This is a genomic window from Aminobacter sp. HY435 (genome assembly GCF_027568395.1).
In the GTDB taxonomy this organism is placed as follows: Bacteria; Pseudomonadota; Alphaproteobacteria; order Rhizobiales; family Rhizobiaceae; genus Aminobacter.
The window spans coordinates 34,372-56,718 of record NZ_JANKZL010000004.1; the positions used below are offsets into that span (position 1 = coordinate 34,372).

Annotated in this window: 25 protein-coding genes and 1 pseudogene; 11 read left to right on the top strand and 15 right to left on the bottom strand. The window is 61.8% G+C overall.

All coding sequences use genetic code 11. From position 1 onward, the window contains the following. Nucleotides 1-39: 39 nt before the first annotated feature. Entirely contained in the window at nt 40-339 is a 300-nt protein-coding gene (locus PCJ21_RS05165) for a DUF6522 family protein (RefSeq protein ID WP_269930313.1), read from the bottom strand. Nucleotides 340-525: 186 nt separating this feature from the next. Between PCJ21_RS05165 and PCJ21_RS05170 the strand changes: the two genes are divergently transcribed. Beyond that, on the top strand, nt 526-750 hold the full coding sequence (locus PCJ21_RS05170) for a DUF1858 domain-containing protein (RefSeq protein WP_269930314.1): 225 nt from the start codon (nt 526-528) through the stop codon (nt 748-750). Here the strand turns inward: PCJ21_RS05170 and PCJ21_RS05175 are convergent. Continuing rightward, nucleotides 747-1,451 (bottom strand): Crp/Fnr family transcriptional regulator, encoded by a 705-nt coding sequence (locus tag PCJ21_RS05175; protein ID WP_269930315.1) that lies wholly within the window; start codon nt 1,449-1,451, stop codon nt 747-749. The two genes, PCJ21_RS05170 and PCJ21_RS05175, sit on opposite strands and share 4 nt — an antisense overlap. 255 nt (nt 1,452-1,706) lie before the next feature. Here PCJ21_RS05175 and PCJ21_RS05180 point away from each other — a divergent pair, with 255 nt between their 5' ends. From PCJ21_RS05180 to PCJ21_RS05190, 3 genes are read left to right on the top strand one after another with little or no spacing between them, the layout of a single operon-like run. Further along, nucleotides 1,707-2,144, top strand: a complete 438-nt coding sequence (locus PCJ21_RS05180) for a DUF6746 family protein (protein ID WP_269930316.1) — start codon at nt 1,707-1,709, stop codon at nt 2,142-2,144. Nucleotides 2,145-2,176: 32 nt separating this feature from the next. Beyond that, nucleotides 2,177-2,569 (top strand): hypothetical protein, encoded by a 393-nt coding sequence (locus tag PCJ21_RS05185; RefSeq protein WP_269930317.1) that lies wholly within the window; start codon nt 2,177-2,179, stop codon nt 2,567-2,569. Further along, the gene (locus PCJ21_RS05190; RefSeq protein WP_269930318.1) at nt 2,566-2,967 is read left to right on the top strand and encodes a YbaN family protein; all 402 of its coding nucleotides are present in this window, start codon (nt 2,566-2,568) and stop codon (nt 2,965-2,967) included. The genes PCJ21_RS05185 and PCJ21_RS05190 overlap by 4 nt, the downstream gene beginning before the upstream one ends. Nucleotides 2,968-2,998: 31 nt before the next feature. Here PCJ21_RS05190 and PCJ21_RS05195 read toward each other — a convergent pair whose 3' ends face one another. Together PCJ21_RS05195 and PCJ21_RS05200 are read right to left on the bottom strand one after the other, a co-directional pair. Next, nucleotides 2,999-3,604, bottom strand: coding sequence for a UbiX family flavin prenyltransferase (locus PCJ21_RS05195; RefSeq protein WP_269930319.1), 606 nt, complete (start codon nt 3,602-3,604; stop codon nt 2,999-3,001). A gap of 4 nt (nt 3,605-3,608) precedes the next feature. Next, complete coding sequence (locus PCJ21_RS05200) at nt 3,609-5,102, bottom strand: UbiD family decarboxylase (protein WP_269930320.1); 1,494 nt, start codon at nt 5,100-5,102, stop codon at nt 3,609-3,611. A 612-nt stretch (nt 5,103-5,714) separates the two neighbouring features. Here PCJ21_RS05200 and ubiT point away from each other — a divergent pair. From ubiT to PCJ21_RS05225, 5 genes and pseudogenes are all read left to right on the top strand, one after another. Next, complete coding sequence (gene ubiT / locus PCJ21_RS05205) at nt 5,715-6,257, top strand: ubiquinone anaerobic biosynthesis accessory factor UbiT (RefSeq protein WP_269930321.1); 543 nt, start codon at nt 5,715-5,717, stop codon at nt 6,255-6,257. A 2-nt stretch (nt 6,258-6,259) separates the two neighbouring features. Further along, nucleotides 6,260-7,258, top strand: a complete 999-nt coding sequence (gene ubiU, locus PCJ21_RS05210; RefSeq protein WP_269930322.1) for a ubiquinone anaerobic biosynthesis protein UbiU — start codon at nt 6,260-6,262, stop codon at nt 7,256-7,258. A gap of 5 nt (nt 7,259-7,263) precedes the next feature. Further along, nucleotides 7,264-8,169: a ubiquinone anaerobic biosynthesis protein UbiV gene (gene ubiV / locus PCJ21_RS05215; RefSeq protein ID WP_269930323.1), complete on the top strand. Its 906-nt coding sequence runs from the start codon at nt 7,264-7,266 to the stop codon at nt 8,167-8,169. 117 nt (nt 8,170-8,286) lie between these two features. Beyond that, nucleotides 8,287-8,388 (top strand): annotated as a pseudogene (locus tag PCJ21_RS05220) (molybdopterin adenylyltransferase); the annotation flags it as partial. A gap of 55 nt (nt 8,389-8,443) precedes the next feature. Next, on the top strand, nt 8,444-8,626 hold the full coding sequence (locus PCJ21_RS05225) for a hypothetical protein (RefSeq protein WP_269930707.1): 183 nt from the start codon (nt 8,444-8,446) through the stop codon (nt 8,624-8,626). A 12-nt stretch (nt 8,627-8,638) separates the two neighbouring features. Here PCJ21_RS05225 and PCJ21_RS05230 read toward each other — a convergent pair whose 3' ends face one another. The 10 genes from PCJ21_RS05230 to PCJ21_RS05275 form a co-directional block, all read right to left on the bottom strand. Further along, nucleotides 8,639-8,962 carry a metal-sulfur cluster assembly factor gene (locus PCJ21_RS05230; RefSeq protein ID WP_269930324.1) on the bottom strand — a complete coding sequence of 108 codons (324 nt, stop codon included), beginning with the start codon at nt 8,960-8,962 and terminating at the stop codon, nt 8,639-8,641. Next, the gene (locus PCJ21_RS05235; RefSeq protein ID WP_269930325.1) at nt 8,959-9,480 is read right to left on the bottom strand and encodes a DUF2249 domain-containing protein; all 522 of its coding nucleotides are present in this window, start codon (nt 9,478-9,480) and stop codon (nt 8,959-8,961) included. Before PCJ21_RS05235 ends, PCJ21_RS05230 begins: the two co-directional genes overlap by 4 nt. Nucleotides 9,481-9,496: 16 nt before the next feature. Continuing rightward, a complete protein-coding gene (locus PCJ21_RS05240; protein WP_269930326.1) occupies nt 9,497-10,843 on the bottom strand; it encodes a hypothetical protein in 1,347 nt (448 codons plus the stop codon). Nucleotides 10,844-11,019: 176 nt separating this feature from the next. After that, nucleotides 11,020-12,015: an FAD:protein FMN transferase gene (locus tag PCJ21_RS05245; RefSeq protein WP_269930327.1), complete on the bottom strand. Its 996-nt coding sequence runs from the start codon at nt 12,013-12,015 to the stop codon at nt 11,020-11,022. 1 nt (nt 12,016) lies between these two features. Beyond that, the gene (locus tag PCJ21_RS05250) at nt 12,017-12,529 is read right to left on the bottom strand and encodes a nitrous oxide reductase accessory protein NosL (RefSeq protein ID WP_269930328.1); all 513 of its coding nucleotides are present in this window, start codon (nt 12,527-12,529) and stop codon (nt 12,017-12,019) included. Then, nucleotides 12,526-13,353 (bottom strand): ABC transporter permease, encoded by an 828-nt coding sequence (locus PCJ21_RS05255; protein ID WP_269930329.1) that lies wholly within the window; start codon nt 13,351-13,353, stop codon nt 12,526-12,528. The genes PCJ21_RS05250 and PCJ21_RS05255 overlap by 4 nt, the downstream gene beginning before the upstream one ends. Continuing rightward, nucleotides 13,350-14,273 (bottom strand): ABC transporter ATP-binding protein, encoded by a 924-nt coding sequence (locus tag PCJ21_RS05260; RefSeq protein ID WP_269930330.1) that lies wholly within the window; start codon nt 14,271-14,273, stop codon nt 13,350-13,352. The genes PCJ21_RS05255 and PCJ21_RS05260 overlap by 4 nt, the downstream gene beginning before the upstream one ends. Next, entirely contained in the window at nt 14,270-15,640 is a 1,371-nt protein-coding gene (locus PCJ21_RS05265) for a nitrous oxide reductase family maturation protein NosD (protein WP_269930688.1), read from the bottom strand. Before PCJ21_RS05265 ends, PCJ21_RS05260 begins: the two co-directional genes overlap by 4 nt. A 5-nt stretch (nt 15,641-15,645) precedes the next feature. Beyond that, nucleotides 15,646-17,571 carry a TAT-dependent nitrous-oxide reductase gene (nosZ, locus tag PCJ21_RS05270; RefSeq protein ID WP_269930331.1) on the bottom strand — a complete coding sequence of 642 codons (1,926 nt, stop codon included), beginning with the start codon at nt 17,569-17,571 and terminating at the stop codon, nt 15,646-15,648. A gap of 19 nt (nt 17,572-17,590) precedes the next feature. Continuing rightward, nucleotides 17,591-19,864, bottom strand: a complete 2,274-nt coding sequence (locus PCJ21_RS05275; protein WP_269930332.1) for a NosR/NirI family protein — start codon at nt 19,862-19,864, stop codon at nt 17,591-17,593. Between the two features lie 260 nt (nt 19,865-20,124). Between PCJ21_RS05275 and PCJ21_RS05280 the strand changes: the two genes are divergently transcribed. Then, on the top strand, nt 20,125-20,967 hold the full coding sequence (locus PCJ21_RS05280; protein WP_269930333.1) for a ferritin family protein: 843 nt from the start codon (nt 20,125-20,127) through the stop codon (nt 20,965-20,967). Nucleotides 20,968-21,042: 75 nt separating this feature from the next. Here PCJ21_RS05280 and PCJ21_RS05285 read toward each other — a convergent pair whose 3' ends face one another. Next, nucleotides 21,043-21,462 carry a universal stress protein gene (locus tag PCJ21_RS05285; RefSeq protein ID WP_269930334.1) on the bottom strand — a complete coding sequence of 140 codons (420 nt, stop codon included), beginning with the start codon at nt 21,460-21,462 and terminating at the stop codon, nt 21,043-21,045. A 350-nt stretch (nt 21,463-21,812) separates the two neighbouring features. Here PCJ21_RS05285 and PCJ21_RS05290 point away from each other — a divergent pair, with 350 nt between their 5' ends. After that, nucleotides 21,813-22,256 carry a pseudoazurin gene (locus PCJ21_RS05290; RefSeq protein ID WP_269930335.1) on the top strand — a complete coding sequence of 148 codons (444 nt, stop codon included), beginning with the start codon at nt 21,813-21,815 and terminating at the stop codon, nt 22,254-22,256. The last annotated feature ends 91 nt before the right edge of the window (nt 22,257-22,347 follow it).

Here is a 22,347-nt window from a genome sequence, read left to right on the forward strand (position 1 = left end):
GATTGCGCCAGATGAGGATGACGACGGCGACGGTCCAGCTCAGGGAAGCTCCTGGCCAACTCGGCTTGCTTGTTTCCAGGCGAACTTGCGAGGCGCCATGGTCAGTTCCTCGCTGAGGACTTGACCGTCATCGGCAACGATCAGAAGCAGCTCGCGATCGCGATATCTAAAGGACAGGCGATGCCGTCCTTCATCGTCGCCAACTCCCCGTTCGACCAAGCACCTGATGTTTCCTTGCTGGATCTGCCTGAGGAAGTACTCGACAGCCAGTTTCATTCCGCGGGCAGCCACGGTCGCATCGATCTCGGGGCCGTCTGGGGCCCAGCGAACCATCGCCATAGTCGTTCTCCGTCTCGTTCAGCGACTGGCAGCCTAGTCACGCGTCGGCCGATGTCGTTGCGAAGGCGCAAGGATGCACGAATCGTCACCCGCTTTTCCGGCGCCGAACTTCCGCTTTGATTGACGGAGCGCAACGAAAGCATGGCCGGATCGGCGATGCTAAGACGAAATGCATGGAAAAATGAGATGGCTTCAAGCAAGCGCCTTGACCCCGACCTTTCGGTCGACGACGTGATGAAACTCTGGCCCGACACAATCCGGGTGTTTCTCGCAAATCGGATGCTGTGTGTCGGCTGCCCTATCGGGCCGTTTCATACCGTATCCGACGCTTGTCGAGAACACGAGTTGGATGAAACTTCTTTTCTGAATCAGCTGGCGGCTGCAATTGATCGCCAGGGAAACGCAAGCTAGCTCCGTTCGCTCCGACCATTGGCGACCAGCATCAGCTTATGCGGGTCGACCACCGTGACCTTCTGACGTCCGCTCCGTATCAGCCCTTTGTCTTCCCACGCGCTTAGCAGCCGGCTCACGGTATGCAGCGTCGTGCCCGTCATCTCCGCTATGTCCTGGCGGGAGATCGGAAAGTCGATAAGGATTCCTTCGTCTGTCTTCTTCCCTGTCTGGTCCAGGAGCCTCAGCAGGGCGTGAGCCACGCGCTGTTCGACTTGTTCCGTGGCCATTTCGACGACGCGCGTGTGCGTGTCCTGAAGTCGGGTGCCGACTGTCTTGTATGTATTTGCGCCAAAGCTCGGAAACTGAGCGGACAGCTCTGACCACATAGAGGTGGGCCACGAAAGCGCGACACAGTCCACTACGGCGAAGGCAGTGGCCGGGTAAGTCGTGCGTCCAAGGGCTGACGCTATTCCGAATATTTCGCCAGCACTGATGTACCGAACGATAACCTGCTGTCCCTCAGGCGTGCTTCGCACAACCCGGATATGACCGTCCAGCAGGAGGAAGAACGCGTGCGCTTCTTCTTCCTGTTCGAAAATAGCCGAATCCTTCGCATATCGCGTGGATCGCGCTCCCGCCAATATTCTGTCGAGTCCTTCTGGCGCAATTCCTGCGAACAGCGGGAGCCCGGCAATCAGCGAACGGTCGACTCGGCCCAAGACATTCCCTCGATTTCTGGGAAGATTTTTTCACAGTCGGCAACGTGTCGCAACTGCGCTGCAGTGAGCGATATTGCCGCGTGACTAGTCCGGGTCACGGCGCTTCGGCAGACCACGCCCCGGCACAACCGCCAACATCGTGTTTGCGCCAGCGCAAACGGAAAAGCGCTGCGCAGGTGTAGAGATCAGCCGTCCGGATACAACTTGTCGCATCCGGTTGCTGATTAACGACGCGTAGCGTTCGAAGGAGCAGAGATGACGGCCTGGGTTCGGAAGCTCACCTTGGGAAGCGGCATCTGCGCCGCTCTATTCTTGACGGGAGCCGTTGGCTTACCGACCGCCGCGACGGCGGGACAGGCCGCGAAACACCATGAAGTGCAAAATCCCCGCACCGTGGAAGAAGCAAGCGCCATGATGCGCAGGGCACTGTCCAGGGTCGAACAAGCGCTGGCTACGGACGACTACGCGAGCATCCACAAAGCAAGCTACGAGTTGGAGGCTGCGGCCAGCCGAATTGCAGATCGACCGAACGATAAGTCCGAAAAGCTGGTTCGTACGGTCGAGATCCTCCACCGTGCTTCAGAGGCCGGCGACCGCGCAGTGCTTCAGGCTATTTACCCAAGCTTGAAGGAAGCGGTGGATCAGGCTGCAGTGCTCCCTCGCCCCGCTCCGGTAGGCAAAGGCGGCAGGTAGAGTTCGGACAATTGCGGGAAGGCGGCTGACAAATGGGTTCCAACGCAGTCAGTAGCCTTGATCGCCGCGCCCATGGCTCTGGTTCCGTGGTGCGGCGGATCAAGACTGTCATCGCTGGAGTAGACTTGGACTGCGAATGTCGTGCCCGGCTCGATGACGCCTTGACGCGCTTTACGGCGCTCGAGCAAAGGCGCGTTCAGCGCGAGCATCTCGTGCAAGCAAGGCAGCACCGCGAGCGGATAGAAGCCATCGTCGATTTGCTCCGGGAGGTCGATGAACTGGCCGCGGCAGAGCCGGACCGGAGCGTCTATACCGAGCTAGCTCTGCTCTTCGACGAGGTGGCTGCTACAGCGGGGGAAGGCGCGCTGTGCATGCGAAGCCTGGCGATCCTGCCCGCTGACGGGGAGGAGTTTTCGCCCTCGTGACCCCTTGTCGCATTCGCCAACTGATATGGCTGGCGGCTGGCACTGTCGCCCTGCTCGCTGGGTTGATAGGCATCTTTCTTCCGCTGATTCCGACCACCCCATTCCTGGTTCTCGCCGCGTTCTGCTACTCACGAAGCTCAGAGCAACTCCACTCGCGGCTCTTGGCAAATCGGCGGGTTGGCCGAGCCATCCGGGATTGGCACGCTTATGGCGCGATCTCGCGCAGCGCGAAACGTCTCGCACTGTTGTCGATGGCTTTCGCGCTGTCTCTATCGATGCTGGCTGGCGTGCCTCTGGTGGCGATCACAGTGCAGGCCACTGCCATGCTGGCCGCGGCTGCCTTCATCGTGACGCGGCCGGCGCCGCCCGCACGGCAGGCTGACGAACAGGAACGCTAAAGCTGGCGCGATCAGCAGGCTCCTCGCAGGTTCAAAGGTCCAATTCGCGTGAAGGCGGCCGATCTCGTGGCAGGCCGCTCCATCGTGTCATCTCGCTGCCTGGATCGACGCCCACCCAGTTCAGAAGCCGCGCCGCGATCTCCCTGAGCATCTCGTCGATACTGTGCATGCCCACGTAGAACGGTGGCATTGGAGGCGCAATCGTCGCTCCCAGCCTTGCCAGTGACAGCATTGACCGCAAGTGGCCTTCATGCAGGGGCGCTTCACGCGGAACCACCACCAGTCTGCGCTTTTCCTTGAGCGCGACATCGGCTGCTCGGGTCAACAGGTTGTCTCCCAACCCATGCGCTATCGCAGACAACGTGCGCATGGAGCAAGGCACGACGATCATGCCGTCATTTGAAAAAGAACCACTGGCGATTGGCGCTGTCAGGTCGTCAGGCGAGTGAACTCGAGTAGCCAGTCCGGTGATGCGGGCAAGGCCATCAGAGCCGAGTTCATGTCGGATTGTTGCTCTGGCGCCCATTGAGACCACGACATGCGTTTCCGCGCCAGCGTTGGCCAACTGCCGGAGGGTCTCCAGGGCCAGACCAGAACCGGAAGCACCCGCTATTCCCACGATGATGCGTTTGGTCATGGCGTTATCCGAACTCCGGGAAGATTTCATTCCATCGCTGCGACACTTGCCGATCGATCTCGGGACACATGCGCAATTCGCTTCCCCAGTCCCGTACGGTCTCTGACCCGACCTTTCGCGTCGCGTCGATACCGAGTTTCCCTCCCAGCCCTTCAAGTGGAGACGCGAAGTCGAGGTGATCGATCGGAGTGCGGTCCACGGTCATCAGGTCACGGGACGGGTCCATGCGCGTCCCGATTGCCCACATCACGTCCGGCCACGAACGTATGTCGATGTCGTCATCGACCACGATGAGCATCTTTGTCATGGAGAACTGCGGCAGCAGCGACCAGAAGCCCATCATTACGCGACGCGCCTGCCCCGGGTACTTCTTGGCGATGGACAGCACGGCAATCCTGTAGGAGCTGGCTTCCGGCGGAAGCCAGACGTCACGGATTTCTGGGATCTGCTGCCGAAGAAGGGGCTTGAAGACGTCGGTAAGAGCTTCGCCCAGCACCGACGGCTCGTCAGGAGCCCTCCCGGTGAAGGTGGTCAGGTAGCAGGCCTGGTCACGGACCCGGATTCTGTTGAGGCGAAACACGGGGTATGGCTCGGCGGCATTGTAGTACCCGGTATGGTCGCCAAACGGGCCCTCCAGAGCGGTTTCCTTGGCTGAGACTGTGCCTTCCAGCACAATCTCGGCTGTTGCGGGAACGTGTAGCGGGATGCTGCGGCACGCGGTCAGTCGTGGTCGCTTGTTTCCGATCATGCCGGACAGCGCCAGTTCGGTCACGCCCTCGGGCACAGGCATGACGGCAGCGAGCAGCGTCGCCGGATCGGCGCCGATCACCACTGCGACAGGCATGTCGATGCCTCGAGCCGCCCACATACGGTGGTGCGCCGCACCGCCGCGCATCGGCAACCAACGGACTATCGCGCGATCCCTCTCGATTACCTGCATGCGGTAAATGCCCAGATTGTACGTTCCCGGGTCGTCAGCTCCAGGTGCGCGGGTGACGACGACGGGCCAGGTAATCAGGGGACCTGCGTCCCCTGGCCAGCATGTCTGGACAGGAAGGAGAGACAGGTCAGGGGCAATTTCGCTCCAGCTGGAAGGCGCTCTCACGATTCTTGGCCGTGCGAGGAGCGCGCTGCGCGCCGCAGGGAGCATGTCGCGCGCTTCGCCCAGTGTCCTCGGCGCCTGTGGGGACCTCATCCAGGCTAGAAGCTTCCCGAACGAACCAAGGCCAGTGAGGTCGGTGCCCAATCCAGCGGCGACCCGCGCTCGCGTCCCAAACAAGTTCGTCACGACAGGAAAGGTCGATACTCTTCCCTGCGCATCGATCGGCTTGTCCAACCTCAGCACTGGCCCGTCCTTGGCGATCGTGCGCCGATGCACCTCGGTTGCTTCGAGGTGCATCGAAACAGGTGCCTGGACATGCCGTACGTCCCCTCGCTCGTCCAGGTGCGACAGGAACGAAGAAAGGTCATTGAAAAGCGGCAGCGATCTATGGTGCATGAATACATTTCCCGTCGCGCGACGCGGCCGACGGCGGACGTTTGCCACGGTGACTGGCTCCCGTCTTTGACCTTCCACAAACATCCAGCGACGCTCTTTGCGTTGGAACAAAGCGCGCCAAGTCGAGGGACGGTATCCATGCCTTTCCGAAATGGAGCATGGTTGCAAATAATGCAGATAGGAGCGCACTGCATACGACTGTTGGGAGCGGCAATTGTCACACTGCGGTCGACCTGCTTTCGAGGACAGCGTCAGGGGAAACGACCGCCTCTCGCGAAGGCACGGCTTGATCGGGAGGGCGATAGGGATTTGGCGCGTGCCGAACTGCTCCTTGCCTTGCAACACCCGTTGGCGGCCTCCGACCTCCTTCCGGCGGCGCTTGCGGGAACTGGTTTCGATCCCCTGTCCATTCCGAGGGACGAGCGGAATGTCCGCAGCTTTGCTCCAGACTGCATCGAAAACGGCTTCCTTGCGCGCCCTCGCTTCGGTGACTTCTAAGCCCGATCGAGCGGCCCAAGGCGGAATCTGTTTGTTCTTTGAGCTTGGACAAACAGCGCCATCGCTTTCGACCTTAAGACCCCCAGCCAAGCGGATTCACTGAGGAGAACAGCATTGGCCGACGAACTAAGGGACGGCTCCTTGCCGCTCGCCCGGATTCTGTTTCCCAAAGTCGGAGCTCTGCCGCTCGGAACCCTTCTAACGAGGGCCCTCCGCGACCTTGCCAGAAGGCAGCCGAACCTCTTCGAACGCCTAGGCGAGCACAAGTCCGCGTGCTTCTTCGTCAACCCAACCGATCTCTCCTTTGCCTTCCTTGTTGTGCCGGACGGGGAACGCTCGCTTGTCCGTGTCGTCGGCAAGTCGGAAACGTCGTCCGCAGCCGTCCTTATCAGCGGCCCTATCCTGATGCTGTTGGGCCTGCTCGATGGCAGCCTTGATGGCGACGCTCTTTTCTTCAGGCGAATCGTCTCGATCGGGGGCCGTACTGAAGCTGTTCTGGCGCTTAGAAATGCCATCGACGATGCCGAGTTGCGGCCTGCGGACCTGCTGGGCCTGCACGGTGTCCTGGGGCGCCTGGCGGACAATGCCATACTCGGCAGCCTTCGCGCCGCCAGGCGGCTTGCGTGTCGGGGATTGGACCAAGGGGAGCGTTCCTGACTATGAGCAATCAGCAAATGGAGTTGATCTGTCCAGCGGGCACGCCAGCCACCTTGCGTGCCGCAGTCGTCGCGGGCGCCGATGCCGTGTACTGCGGGTTCCGCAACGAGACCAATGCAAGGAACTTTCCCGGCCTGAACTTCTCGACAGCCGAGTTGGCGGAAGGTGTGCGGTTTGCCAAGGGTCACGGCAAAAAGGTACTCGTCGCGATAAACACATTCGCTCAACCTGGCCGCGTGGACCTATGGCGCAAGGCCGTGGACGAGGCTGCCCAATGCGGAGCGGACGCAGTCATCGCGGCGGATTTGGCTGTCCTCGACCATGCCGCGAACAACCACCCAGGGCTACGGCTTCACCTGTCCGTGCAGGCGGCCGCGTCAACGCCAGAGGCCGTGAAGTTCTATGTCGACGCGTTCCGTGTCCGGCGCGTTGTCCTTCCGCGAGTGCTTTCAGTCCAGGAGATAGCCGCGCTCAATCGCATGATCGACGTGGAAACCGAGGCGTTCGTGTTCGGAGGCCTTTGCGTCATGGTCGAAGGCCGCTGCTACCTGTCTTCCTACGCCACTGGAAAGTCCCCAAATCTGAGCGGCGTCTGTTCACCGCCGGAACACGTCACCTATGAGGATGACGCAGAGGGAACCGCGGCGCGGCTCGCCGGCTTTACCATCGACCGCTATGCCCGGAGCCAGCCGACCGGATATCCAACCCTGTGCAAGGGCCGCTTCACGGCCGGCGGCAAGACATCCTACCTGTTCGAAGACCCAGTCAGCCTGAACGCCGGCGGAGTGCTTGCGGGATTGAAAGCGGCGGGGGTCACAGCCCTGAAAATCGAGGGCCGCCAGCGTGGCAAAGCATACGTCAGCGAAGTCGTCCGCGCCTTTCGAAAAGCCGTCGACGCGGTCGAGGCAGGGGGCGATGCGGCCGAGATCGACCGGATCCTGGCTGGTATGTCCGAGGGAGGACGGCAGACCGAAGGCGCCTACAAGAAGACGTGGAGATGAGCGTTATGCCAAGAATTGCATTGACCCTTGGTCCGGTCTTCTTCCACTGGCCAGCCGATCGGTTGGCGGATTTCTACAGACGGATCGCGGATCAGGCCGCCATCGACAGGGTGCATATCGGCGAAGTCGTCTGCGGAAAGAGGATGCCGTTCTCGGACTCGATATGGCCCGAAGTAATCGAACGGCTCGAGCGCGGCGGCAAGGAGGTCGTGCTCTCCACGCTTGCCGCACCTGCAACGATCCGGGAGCGCAGGGCCGTAAACGACTGGTGCAGCGAGGGGCGGCTTGTCGAGATCAACGACGTCACGGCCATCCCGGCCCGTTCCGGACAGGCGTTCGTGATTGGACCCTTCGTGAATGTCTACAACGAATCCAGTGCCCGGTTCTTTGCTGCGCGTGGCGCTCGCACCATTTGCCCCCCGGTCGAGCTTTCGTTGGACTCAATTGGCAGCATTGCCCGCAACTGTTCCGACGTCGATTTTGAGATCTTCGCATTCGGCAGACTGCCGCTGGCCCTTTCTGGTCGCTGCTATCACGCGAGGCTGAACAATCTTCACAAGGACTCCTGCCAGTTTACGTGTGAACAGGACCCTGATGGCCTTGCGGTCGATACGATCGACGGACAGGAATTTCTTGCCGTCAACGGCGTGCAGACGCTCTCCAATCAGGTGCAGGCTTTCTGTCCTGAACCAGACGACTTGCGGGCGCATGGCATCCGGCGCTTGCGGCTGTCTCCGCACACTGCCGACATGGTTGCGGTCGCCGAAGCCTATCGCGGCCTGCTCGACGGCACTCAATCGCCGACTTCGACGAGATTTGCCTTGTCGTGCCTCGAGCTTCCGGGAGGAATGGTAGACGGGTACCTCAGTGGCAAACCGGGCTTTCACCTGACGGGCAGTGCCGACCAATGACCTCGCCTTCGGAACACGCTTTTGCGCGGATCGCGATTGTCACGGTTTCCGACCGGGCAAGCGGCGGCCACACGAAGACTTGAGCGGTCCGGCAATGAACAGTGGCTGCGGCATGTCGTGGCACAACCACGTGACTTCATCCGGCGGATCGTTCCTGATGGGGTCGAAAACGTCAGAAACGCGCTTCTCCAATTGTGCGACAAGGGCGATATCGACCTTGTCCTGACAACTGGTAGCACAGGCCCTGCCCCGCGCGACCTGACAGTGGAGGCTCATGCCGCTCGGTCCTGCGCTGGCCCGTCGCCGGCCGGACGCAGCCAACGCGCTCCTGCGGTTCTCAAGAACAGTTCCGTACCTGGTTGTGGCTATTGTCGTGTCCGGTATCGTGCGGATCGAAGTGCGGATCTCGGACTTCGAGCTCGAAAAGCTCGAAGGGAACATCGAGATTACGCCTTAGGTACAGCGGTCGTTAGCCTGCAATGCCGAGCCGACTCCTTGTGTCGGCGCTCATCATCGACGGGCTCCACTCCGGATCGTAGGTCAGAGACACTTCGACCGCTCCAATGCCGGGGACGCTTTTGGCGCTGTCTCGAGCCCCGTCCTTGAGGTAGGCGGCCGCCGGACACCCGCGCGTGGTGGTCGTCATCACGATGTAAGCCGCCCCTCCTTCGTGAACCGCCACGTAGTAGACAAGACCCAGATCGACGATATTGTCACCGAGCTCCGGATCTATCACCATCCGAAGCGCCTGCTTCACCCGGCCGGCAAGCGCGTCGGTCGCTTCGACCGTCATCCAACCCGCTCCTTCGCATTGATCCAAACCAGCAGACGATAGGTCGTACCGTCGGAATCGAAGCCTCCCATCCAGCGATGTCCCCGCTTCTCCAACTCGGGAAACAGGAAGACTGGCTCACGTCCGAGCAGGGCCGACATGACCTCTCCTGGCGCCATCTGCTCAACCTCGGCCAGGATGCGCACCATCGGCTCTGGCGGCTCCAGGTCGCGATTGTCCAGGTGACGAACTGGCTCCGGCCACCCCTCCGACGACACCTCCTCGGCGGAACCGACAGGTCCGTGTTCGCCAGACGGCCTGAACAGGACCTCCCAGTCCCCGCCGCCGATCTCTCTTGCCTCGTAGTCGAACCCTCTTGAAGCAAGCACCTGCAACAGCGGAATGGGCTTGAAGGGCGCGAATAGCCTGAGGCCAACGCCGGGTCCGAGCGATGCCACCGTTTCCATTATCTTGCCGAATGGTTCGTCGCCCGCCGCAAGCAGCGGCCGTACATCGAGGTCTACGAATGTCGTGGACATGAATGTCAACCTTCTCTCATTGTGCCGCGGACCACAGCATGGGCGGCCTGCGAACACCTGATGGCAATCCGGCTTTGGGCACGTCGGCCAAATACCTGACGCGCACGAGCTCGCCTACAATGCCAAGGGTCGCGACGAGCATGGCCGCCGCAGCCGCTTGAAATGCCCCAGCGTACCCAAATACAAGCGCCGCAGCGCCCAACCATACCGCTGCAAAATACAGCAGAAACCACTTCCCGGCCCGTGGTTCAACGACGAGATCCTGCACGCGAGGCGTCGGCATCTTGCCTAAAATCGGGCCGTAGCATTCGAGCCACGTCAGAAATGCTACGATCTTGTAAAGCTTGGCCAGCCCCAGACCCGAAAGCCAGCCGAATGCGAAAAGAAAAACGATCGCAGCGGAATACCGCTGCATCTCCGCCAAGACCGTGGCGAGCACAGCGAGCAGGACCGCTACGCCCAGGGATGCGAAGGCAAGAGTGGCCATGCGAGCGTTCAACTCGATTGTTCGACGCTTGCGCGCACGATAAACGTGCAGAATATCCCGGCCGTAAAACGCCATGGCACCCAGGCCTGTGGCACCGGCTGCGAGTAGCACCAGATCGCGCCCCCCGCCAAACCAGACGGCAACGACAGCTCCAGGCATGCCAATCAGGAGGGCGCATGTCCCGAGATAAAGCGCCGCGCGGCTGCCACGCCTGTCGAGTTCGGGCGCCAGCATGAACATGGCCAGCAACTTGTAGCTCACGCCCATCGCGCAGAATCCCAGCCAGCCTCCAAGACCCGCAATGGCGTGCATGGGAATGCCTGCTGAAGCGAGTTCGACGAGATGCTGCTCCTGCGCAATGCCTCCCCGCACGAGGGCGAATGTAACCCCTAAGGCCGCTGTCAGGGCGAGGCTTGCCAGGCCGACAACCACGAAGCGCGCGGGGATGGGCAGCGGTCGGCCCTTCACGAGGGTGACGAGCAGGTTCCCTAGCACCAGCCCAAATCCCACAGCCAGAAGCAGGCTCGCAGCAGCGAAGAACGACGGCGACGCGGCTATTCTTCCCTCCAGCGCCAGAAAGCCGAGCAGGAGCGCCACCAAGCCTGACACCAGGCAAACGAGAGCCGGCAAGGGCACAGCGTCGCTGCAAAGAGGACGAGCTATCAGCACGGGCACGAACTGAAAAAGCGCGCCGCACATCAGAAGGCTCAACCACCCGAGCACGGCCAGATGCACGACCACAAGCGTTTGCGGCGATTCGACCGGAACGTGAGGGAAGCCATAACCGACAGCCATCAGCGCCAGCGCCAGGAGCAATGCCAACAAGGCGGCGGCGAAATAAGACATTGTCCATCGCGACAGGGATGCGCCGATCATTGAGACCCCTCAGGATCGGGCCGCGATCCGACGCGGCCACGCCATAAGCGTCCTCACGATCCCCGCGGGGCTTTCCGCGCGACCTCCGCAACAGCGGTTGACCTCCAGCGATGTCGCCGCAAGTTCTGATACGCATCTCGGACATTGCAAGGGCCCGTACTCGAACATCCGCCCCGTCATGTTTGCATCACCAGTTCCGGACCGCCGATCGGCGCTATGCGCACGTCGATCCTTCCAACTTTCTTGGCAGCCGCAGCGATGGAGGCTGGATCCATCAGGCTGAAAGCCGTTGACAGGGCATCTGCGTCGGCGGCTTCGGCGGCGACCACCGTCAGGCTCCTGTAGCGATGAGCCGGCAGGCCACTGCGCGGGTCCAGGAGATGGTTGAAGCGGCCATTGCCGTCGAAATGGAACCCAGAGGGACTGGTCGTCGCTACCGCTCGGTCGACGACATCCAAGACCGCGATTTGGCGGCCCGCGTCATCCGGATCGGCGATCGCAACCCGCCAGCCGTTGCCGTCCGGGCGCATGCCGACGGCACGGCACTCGCCCATGTCCACGAGGCAGGAACCTATGCCTCCAGCCCGCAGTAGCGCCACGATACGGTCTGTGATGTAGCCTTGGGCAACGCCATTGAGGGTGAGCGCCATGCCAGCGGGGAGCTCAATGCGGTCATGGCTGAAAACGACCCGGTCAAACCCGACCTTGCTCCGCGCCTCTCGGAGAACGCGGTCCGATGGGCCTGCCACATCGGCATCGGGAACTGAGAAATGCCTTTGGTAGACCGACCAGATCGGCTGGATCGTTGGGTCGAACGCGCCCCCGCTCAAAGTCCAGTAACCGCGGCATTTGGCGAGCAGGTCGACCAGTTCCTCAGGCGGAGCTACGATCGAGTGCCGCCGATTCAGCGACACCAGAATCGAATCCTCGCGATAGAGGCTGAAGATCCGTTCGAGGCGCCGGACCTCTGCCGCGACCTGTTCTACCAACGCCTGCGCATGCGCGCGGTCGTGGTGGTGAATTCTCAATGCAGCGGGCGCACCCAGCGCCTGCCCGCGCCAGTCCACGGCGCTGGCCGGGGCTGCGACAGCAGAACCGAACGGCAGCAGGCTCAAACCCGAGGCGGCGGCCAGTATGCCGATTGCGCGACGGCGGTTCATGAACGTGGCCATGTCATCCACCCGCCTGGCTTTTGCCGAGCACGTAGTCAGGCGGGATGCTGGCGAAATCGACGACCTCGCCGCCATTCTTTGTCGCGAAAGCCCGGGCCGCGGCCTCAGTCGAGAAAGGAATCGTCTCCTCGGCACCCATGCCGCCCCGTTTGGAGCTGCGGATGACAAAGTATGCCTTCCTGGCGTCGATCCAGTTCTCAGAGCCCGGCTCGTCCCAGGTCGGAGCTGCAGCCATGTCAGAGACGAAGATGGCAGCGACGTTCTTGGGCTCTTCTGGCAGCATGGTGAACGCTACCGCATCGCGCGCAGACGAGAACCAGATCGGTTCAGGTATGCGACCCAGCACGATCTGTCCCTTGGGCCCTGGGTGCTCCAGGACGTTCATGCCGCAGTAGTGGCCAATGGCGCTTTCCGTCAGGGCAAAAGGCTGCGGCGTCTCCGCCTGTTCTTCAGCACCGCAGCCTGCCAGAAACAGGACCGCAGCGAACGTGCCGGCAACAGCGGCGAGTCTCATAGTTCTCTCCTTGAAAACACGACCGTGGCCATCGCCAAGGGGATGATCGTCCATCCGGCAAGGGCCGCGACCAGGATGGCCGGTGTGAGCGCGCTGCTCTGTGCGATGCCACCCATTCCAGACAGCAATCCTGCGCTGCCGGAGCCGAGATTCAGCAGGCGGTAGACGTCGGTTGGATTGAGCAGGAGCAGCGTGTCCAACAGACCGCCATCCAGGTTGCGGCCCTGATCCACCACCAGCACCCCCAGCAGCGCCATGTCGTAGATGAGGACGAAAAGCAGCCAGGCACCGATCGCTATTCCTCCGGCTGTCCCGCGCTCCCGCACCAGCGCGCTCACCAGGTAACCGATCGCGATGAACCCGGCGCCAAGCATTACCGAGGCGCCAATCATGGAGAGAAACGCCCACCAGCTTGCTGCGTCGATGGCCGCACCGGTTGCCGCCAGCGCCGCAGCCGCCGCGCCATAGCCGAGAAGGGTAGCGAACGACAGTATCGCCACATGCCCGACAAACTTGCCGATAATCACCTGCCAGCGGCCAACCGGATAGCTCAAAAGCAGCAGCATGGTGCCCCGTTCCATCTCGCCGACGATGGCATCATGGGAGATCAGCAGAGCGATTAGCGGCACGAGGAAGATGGTCAGGCTGGAAAGGCTGACGATGACCACGTCAAGCGCCCCGACAGCGACAATGCCCGTCGGCGCGCTGCCGAGAAACGTCAATGTCAGGGCGAGTGCGGCCAGCAACAGCGTTGTCGCGAGCACCCATCGGTTGCGAAGGGCCTCCTGCACCTCTTTCCGGGCAAGGATCAGTATGTTTTTCATGGCAGTGCGTCCTGCGTGCTCAAGAAATGCGCGTAGAGCTCGTCGAGCGTCGGCGGGATCAGGTCGAGATCGGCAACGGGCGCGCCTTCTGCGGCAGCTTTGCGCAGGAGCTGGATCTTGTCTTCCGGGGCGGCGTCGATTTCCAGCATGTGGCCGTTGACGCGTTGCCACCTGCCCGTGTCGCTTATCCAACGGTCGACCGTGCCGGGTTCGCGGTCTGCGAGCTTCAGACGGATGCGCGTGGGCAGCCGCGCGATATGGCGCAGTTCGTCTATCGTGCCGTCCGCGATCTTGATGCCGCGGTTGACGATGACTACGCGGTCTGCCTTTCCCTCGAGTTCAGTGAGGGCGTGTGACGACAGCAGGACGGTGGATCCCTGGGATTTCAGCTCGTCGATGATTGCGTAGAAGCTGCGCCGCAGCGACGGGTCGAGCCCCGTCGTCGGCTCGTCGAGCAGCAGGACCTTCGGACTCCCGAGAAGCGCCTGCGCCAACCCCAGCCGCTGGCGCATACCCTTGGAGTAGGTCCCTACCCGTCGGTCCATCGCCGCGCTCAGTCCCACGCGATCCAGCAGTTCCGGGACCTGGCAGAGGGCCGCGCGCTTGAGCCGAGCGTAAAACGCCAGCGTCTCGCGCCCTGTCAGCGCCATGTTGAAGGAAACGTTCTCCGGCAGGTAACCCAAGCTCTTCCGCGCGGCAAATTCGCCTGCCGCCGGGTTTTCACCCAAGACGCGGACGTTTCCGGCGCTCGGGCGGATGAGACCCAGCATGAGCTTGATGAGGGTCGTCTTGCCGGCGCCGTTGTGCCCCACCAGCGCTATCGTCTCGCCTGCCTTCAACGCGAGCGACACGGATTTCACGGCCTCATGGCGGCCATAGGTCTTCGCCACGCCGTCAACACTCACGGTTTCACTGTTCATCGCGCTGCTCCCTGCAGTGCTGGAGGCGCCATTAGCGGTCGGCTGTCCACCACGCCGCCCGGAAGCAGCGCTGGAAACTGCGCCTGCGCCCAACGGATGACTTGAACCGCCGGGCTGTTGACGAGAACTTTGGCCTGGGGAGCCGTCCACAGGACCTTGTCGATTAGATCGTTGGGACGATAGAGAGCGTCGCCGATGCCGTCGGAGTCGAGGTCGAAGGCCGGATTGTCGCTCCAGTAGTTGCCGCGTCCGTCAACCTGCCAGTCCAGATCGCGGGTGCCCACATACTTGACCTGGTTGCGGTTCCTGACGAAGGCGTTGCCGGACATGGTGTTGCCTTCGGACCCGGCCGTGAAATGGATGCCGATCTCGCAGCCCTCGAACCAGTTCTCGCGGAAGAGGTTCTTGTTGGCGTTATAGATGAAGACGCATTTCTCCGGGCCAATCCGCAGTGCGGAAGGCGAAGACGCTTCGGCGTCAGCGGCCGGCAGGCCATGCTCGCTGGCTTGCTGTCCAGCCGTCCTCCATCGTTCCTCCGATTGCGGACGTCCGCGCACGACGTTGCCCGTTATCTGCGAGCCGTTGGCGTAGTTGAGCAGCAAGCCTCGGTCTCGGTCGCCGTCCGACACATTGTCGGTGACCTTGAGCCTGCTGGAATACATGATCGCGTAGCCGACGGCGTTATCCAGCGAGATGTTCCCGCTGATCTCGCTGTCGTTTGTGTACATGTAGTGGATAGCGAACCGCACGCCTCGGAAGCGATTGCCGCTGAAGACGTTTCGCTTGCTTGTCACCGAGAATATGCCGTCGCGGCCAAAGCTGATGTCATTGTCGATGACCTTGGCTCCGGGCGCGTTCCAGACCGACACGCCATTCCCGGCCTCGTTGGTGCGGCCTTCGCGCATCCCGATGATCCGGTTGCCCTTGGCGAGCGCGTCCGTGGAACCGTGGAGATAGATTCCGTAAAGATTCCCGACGATCGTGTTGCCCTCGACGATGGCCGCCCTCGCCGTCTTGGTGACGAACACTCCGGCATCCATCGCTTCCATGTCCGTGCCCGAACCTTTTACCTCGAGACCGCGCACAGCCGAATTCGGCGCCCACAAGGTCACGACGCTGCCGTGGCCGCTTCCCAGCAGGACAGCTCCGGGAGCGCCCTCCAGCGCCACCGCTTTCCGGATCTCGATCGGTCCCTTGTGCTCGCCACTCAAGAGCGTCACGACGTCGCCCGGCGACGCCGCGTCGACAATGGCCTGCACGTTTCCGCTCCCCGCCGGGACCACGATGCTGGCCGACCAGGCAGGGCCAGAGAGGACGGCGACAATCGCCGCCGCCCCCATCGCTGTGAATGCTCCCGAACGGGTCATGGCCATCAAGCGCCCTGCGGCTCGACGAACATGCGGCCCTTCATCTCCATGTGCATGGCATGGCAGAACCACGAACAGTAATACCAGTACACGCCTGGCTGGCTCGCGGTGAAGGTGACCGACGCGGTCGCCTGCGGCGCGACCTCCATGTTGATGCCGTAGTTGATGATGCTGAACCCGTGGGTCAGATCCTCCACTTCGTCGATGTTGGTTACGTAGACCGTGACCTCGTCGCCCTGCTTTACCGAGAAGCTCTCGAGGCTGAACGCCGGCGCCGCCGACGTCATGTAGACGCGCACCTTGTTGCCGTCCCGGATGACTTCCGCCGCCGACATCAGGTCGATGCCGTCAGCCTGCGCCTGCTTGACCGCGTCGGCAAAGAACGGATCGTCGCGGCTCCACACATGAACGGGATTGACCTTGGAGCGGTGCACCAGGGTTGCGTCATGCGGTTCCGCGAAGGTGGGGTTGTCGTGCACAAGCACCATCTGGTCGCCGGAGATGTCGATGAGCTGGTCGTTCTCCGGCTTCAGCGGCCCGACGTTGAGGTAGCGATCCTTCGAGAACTTGTTCAGCGAAATCAGCCACTTGCCATCGGCCTCCTTGGTCTGCCCCATCGAGGTGTGATTGTGACCGGGCTGGTAGTGGACATCCAGCTTCTGGCGGATAGGGTCGACCGCCTCACCCTTGTAGGCACGCTTGGCGTCCTCGATGTTCCATTTGCAGACCTGGCTGTCGATGAAGAGCGTGGTGTAGGCGTTGCCCTTGCCGTCATAGGCAGTGTGCAACGGCCCGAGGCCGAGTTCGGGCTCCGCGACAACGGTATCGCGGGGTTGGATCTTGTCGTCGAACAGGTCGTCGAACTTGCGCACGTCGAACACGGTCACCGTCGGCGACAGCTTCCCGTTGGCGACGACGTGGATTCCATCGGGCGCGGTGTTCATGCCATGCGGGCTGTTCGGGACAGGAACATAGCGGGTGTAGGGCGAACCCTTGCGGCCGTCGATCACCGGAACGCCGTTGATCTCCTTGTAGTCGCCCTTGGCGACGGCATCCTCGATGCGCTTGAGATTGAAGATGACGACCCAGTCCTGCTCCTTCTCCATCATCTCGGCGAGGTTCACGCCCTCTTCCGAGTTGTAGCAGGTGGCGAAGCAGTACTTGCCCTGGTAGTCCGCGTCGACGTTGTCGAGGTTGCCGTCGACCATCACCTGCCAGGCGACCTTCATCGTCTCGCCGTCAACGGCGGTGAAGATCGCGTGATACTGCTTGTGGTCGTCGAGCACCTTGCCGTCGTTGGGGATCGGCACCCTGTCCTCGCCGTTGCAGAAGACGTAGCCGGTCTTCGGATACTTCTGCACGCGCAAGCCATGGACGGTGTGCTGGTTCGGCAACTGGATGATCTTGTCGCATTTCATCACGTCGAGACGAATGCGGCAGACGCGGGTGTTGGCCTTGTCGTTGGCGAAAAGATAACGGCCGTCGTAGGTCCCGTCCGTGAACGAGGGGTGAGGATGGTGCAGGTCGCCATTGAGGTAGATCCCGCCCTTGTCCTTCAGGAACTCCTTGGTGTTGGGAAGCAGTCCTTCGGTCAGCACCTTGAGGCTCTCGTTCGTCTGGCCCCATCCGGTGGCGCTGCAGCGGTTGAAGACCGGAATGCGCATCATTTCGCGCATCGAGGGCGCGCCAACGATACGGACCTCGCCCGACTGGCCGCTGGAAAAGAAGACGTAGTATTCGTCGAGTTCGCCGGGCTTCACCTCATAGCTTGCGCCTTCGCCGCTCGGCGCGGCAGAAGAGGATTGGGCGGCGGCGGGCGATACGGCTCCGCCGGCCAGCGTCAGGGCTCCGCTCACCGCGGTCGCCCCCGCGGCCACGCTAGTGCCCAGCAGCTGTCGCCTGTTCAGTCTGTTGATTTGCTCGTCTGACATTTGAGCCTCCTTTTTTTGCTCATGGCTGTTTCGTCGGCTCGGCTTTCCCCGGCGCTGGGGGAATGGGAGCGCCCCGATGGGTGATTACAGGCTTTGCAGGTCCGCGATCGTTGTCGCTGCGCAAGGAAGGCGACGAAAGCGCCTGGAACTTTTCGCGCTTCAGCCGCACCTGGATCATGTGCGGGCAGCGATGGTCGTCGTGGTAGAGTTCCTGGCAATGCATGCAGTAGATGCATTCGTTGACGTTGATCTGGCCTTCCGGGTGGATTGCCTGCACCGGGCATTCCTTGGCACAGCGCTGGCATGGCGAGCCGCAATCCGGGTAGCGCTTGAGCCATTCGAACATCCTGATCCGGCCAGGGATGGCGAGCGCCGCGCCCAGTGGGCAGAGGTAGCGGCAGTAGAACCGCTCGACAAAAAGCCCGAGCGACAGGATCGTCAGCGCAAAGATGACGAATGGCCATTCGCGCGCGAATTTGAGGATGATGGCCGTCTTGAACGGCTCGACCTCCGCGAACATTTCTGCCAGCGCGACGGAGTAGAAGGAGAGCCCGAACAGCCCCAGGAAGATGATGTACTTGATAGGCCACAGCCGCTCATGCAGCCCGAAAGGCACCTTCAGCTGAGGCACTTTCAGCCATTGGGCCAGATTGTTGGTTAGCTCCTGCAAGGCGCCGAAGGGGCAAAGCCAGCCGCAGAACGGCCCGCGCCCCCAGAACAGCAGGCCTGCCGCGACCGACGCCCACAGGACGAAAACGAGGGGCGCGGAAAGGAAGAACTCCCAATTGAAGTCGGTGATCAGCGAGTTTGTGAAGGTCAGCACATTGACCACGGACAGCTGCGCATTGGCGTACCAGCCGAGCCAGACGAGCGTGAACAGGAGAAAGCCGCGACGCACCCAGCCAAAAAGCTTCGGCCGCCGGACAAGCCAGTCCTGGAAAAAGAAAATGGCGGTAAGGACAAGAAGCCCAAACACCGTGATGCCGATAGACATCGTGTTCATCTTCCACATCCTGACCCACAGCGGCTCTTCGTCCGGAAGAGTTCCGGCGCTGGCGTCGGGCTGGGCTGCCGCCGCTGCGGCTGTCGAGGGCTGTGGCTGAGCCAACGGCGGTGCCGGCGGCTCGTTCACTGTCAGGTATTGGTCCGGCAGCGTGTAGCCGAGGTTGAAGGGGAGCGTCGCCTTCTCGCGTGCGCCAAAGCTGCGCTGCACCAGCAACTGCAGTTCCCAAGGCTCGGTCAGGTCCAGCGAAAACTCCGGCGGCACGATGAACAATGCGATCTCCCGCAGCCGCGGCGCGCCGACCGCTGCCAGGTCGCCGAGGCGGGCGTGATTGCGGTCGCGGAAGCGCACTCCTTGTCCATCCTGGAGGAGCTCGATGCGGTCGAAAATGCCTCCCCGGACGTAACCGGATCCCTTGAAGGAATAGAGCCCATCCCCCGCAACGACGATCGCCTGCTGGCCAGGCTTCAGCATGGATTGCATCCGCTCGAAGCCGCTCTTGCCAAGCAGGCTGAGGCCTATCGACGGCACGCTGACCGGGGCGACGTAAAGTTCAATGAAACGGTCGCCTGGATTGTTCGATTCAGGCCTTGCGGCGGCCTGCGCCAAACCAGCCTGCTTGAACGCGTCGGTAACTTCGCCCACCGAAAGCTGGAGTTTTCGGACCGAGCCATCCCCGACGAGAGCCTCCCAATCGTGGACTTCGCTCTTGGACAGGTCGAGCTTCGTCGTCGCAGCGTGAGCGGGAGCGGATGCCAGCCCAGCCTCCCCCAAGCGGTTGCTACGGATCAGCTTGACCGCCGACCGCACGATGCTGTCGCCCATGACGAGCACGGTAACCGTTGCGCCGCTGACGATGTCCACCTGGGGCGGTCGCTCAGCGCCCGCCGCTACGCGCCCCATGTCCTTGCCTATGAGCGCGTTCAGCGAGGCGACCACCTTCTCCTCGGGGATGCCGATCAAGACGATGGGCTCCTTGTGGTCAACGAGCTTGAACCCACGGACAACGCCATGCTTGTCGATGCCGACCAGGATGTGGATCGGTTTGCCGGAATAGCCGACCGCGCTGGTGAAATCCGAATTGAGGTAGACGTACCCCAGGATGTCGTCGCCTCGATAAACAGGGGCGAGCGGCGGCTCTCCTGCAAGTTCGCCGAACCGTTCGGCACCCTGGAAGAACTCGGCGGGCTGTGCCTTGGGCAAGAATTCGGCGACCCGGCTCGCCGCTGAAGCGTCAGCCAGTTGCCCAAAAATTACGCTGGCGATTGCAATGAATGCCAGGGCGGCCATCAAGGTTCTGGCCGCTGTCTTGTTGGCTTTGAGGAGAAATGCGCTTGTCACGATAGAATTCCGGTTCGGCTTGGCGATTTCGCCAAGGCGCGTCTTTTGCCCGCGGGGTGGTTGCCCACGCGACGAGTCTGCAACCGCATGCAGGTCGCTGGCCCGAGTGCGATAAAGACGGCTTAAGCCCGCGCGTCTTTGATCTAGCGCAAACCGAAGGTCAGCATCCCGCTTTAGGGTGCTCCGATATTTGCACTGGGAGGAAGTCCATGTCGGTTCTGAAGTGGGAGCCCTATGTGTCCGTCAATACGATGGACGAGCTGGTCGCCCTCGCCTATGCGATGGAGCAGGAGGCCGCCACGGGCTATTCGGAACTGTCTTCCAGAATGCGCAAGGAAGGCCGGCCCGATCTCGCCGGCGTTTTTGACAGATTGGCCGCGGAGGAAAGGCAACACATCGACAACGTCACGCACTGGTCCCACCAGGTCAGCGGGAAGCAGCCAGAACAATCACGGATCAGCTGGCAGCTCTCCGACGTTTTCGACGATGAGGGAGCGGGAACCATCGCACCTGAACTTCTGAACGGCTATCGGGCGTTCTCGATGGCGGTGCGCAACGAAGAGCGCGCCTTTGTCTTCTGGACCTACATGGCCGCGCGCGCACCGACAAACGAGTTGCGGGAGGCAGCGGAGACGATGGCGAGGGAGGAACTGGGGCACGTCGCCACCTTGCGCCGGGAGCGAAGGCTGGCGTTTCACAAGCAGCGGACCACATCCGGAAGGACGGATTTCGCATGGGCCGAGATGGAGCTTCGGCTTTCCGAACAGCTTGAAATCGCGGCTGCCCGCGGAACTGACACCGAGGGGGCACGGCTGCGGGAGCTTGCGCGGCAAGCGCGGCTGCGCGCGGATAGCCTGGCGAGATCGCCGCTTGGTCATTCGCCGCTGCTGCAAAGCACGCCAAACGGAAGCTCGCTAGGGATGGCGGCACTTTGCGAGCTGCTCCTGGACTGCTATCTCGACTTCGGAGAGCGGCTTCCGACTGAATTGGAGCGCAATCGCGCTCAGAAGTTCGCCGCTGCTACGGTTCACTGCCTGACCGCGATCCGCTGACGGGACGCAATTGCCAGACCGCGCTAACGCTTGGCGTCGGCGCGGCCTTGGCAGGCTTGGACAGTTCGCACACCTCTACCGTACGACGAGCACCGGAATCTTGGAGAGGTGGACAACTTCCGCGGTTTGGCTTCCGAGCAAGAGCCTGCTCACACCACGTCGTCCGTGAGACGCCATGACGATGAGGTTGCAGCCACGATCTTGTGCCGTTTTGACGATCGCTTCCGCAGGCGATGCATGCCACGCCAGCGCTACCTCGACGGTCACGCCCATCTTTGCGGCCGCTTCTTTTGCCAAATTCAAGGCAGCATCGGCATGATGCTGCTGAGCATCAGTCCATGACCCGACCGTGGCGGGGCTGTTCGGTGGGTAGGGCTCTGCCACCGTTATCACTGTCGCTTTGCTGCCAAGGCTCTTCGCTAACGTCAGGCCGTGGTCGACACCCTTTTGCGCAAGTTCTGAACCATCCGTGGTTATGAGAATATTCGTGTACAAGACTGCCTCCATTACTCTGGTTTCGTGGCTATCGTGCCCACTGCACTGTGTACCCCAAAAGGGAAAAACAGATTGATCTGTGTCAATCGTCTTGCGGAAGCCTAGCCCGTTACCCCCTGGGGGAAAGACGGTTCGTGTGGCGCGAACTGCCATCCGCGAATTCCCCCTCCGAGGCGCCGAACCTCCCACAAACATCGAACTTCAACCGTCGTCGGTGATTACCCATCCCGAGGTCGCGCCACTTCCAGGGTTTTCTTGCCTAATTTGCGCAATCGCAAATTCCCTCGACGGCAATGGCGGTAGTGAGAGGCAACTGCTGACGCAGCCATAGATCGCTAGAAAGGCATATTATGAAATTCCTCCTCCACCTCACCACTGCCGTTTCGCTCCTCGCATTCGCCGGCGGCGCCAATGCTGCGGAACACGTGGTCCAAATGCTCAACAAGGGCGAAAAGGGCGTAATGGTCTTTCAGCCGAACTTCGTCCAGGCAGCGCCTGGCGACACTGTCAAGTTCGTGCCCACCGACAAGTCTCACAACGCCGAGTCCATCAAGGGCATGATCCCCGAAGGCGCCGCCGATTTCAAAGGCAAGATGAACGAGGAGATCACGGTGACCCTCGACAAGGAAGGCGTCTACGGGGTGAAGTGCACTCCCCACTACGGCATGGGCATGGTCGCCCTCGTAGTTGTCGGCCAGCCAATCAACGCCGACGCTGCCAAGGCGGTTAAGCAGACCGGGAAGGCCAAGGCAGCGTTTGCCGAACTCTTCGGCCAATCGGTAGCCGCCAAGTAGTTCACGCTCTCCTCCTGGCCTCAATTGCCCTCGCTGAGGCCGACCGGGCGGACATTCTTGGCCGCCCGGCTCTTTTTTGAAAGTCGCAAGA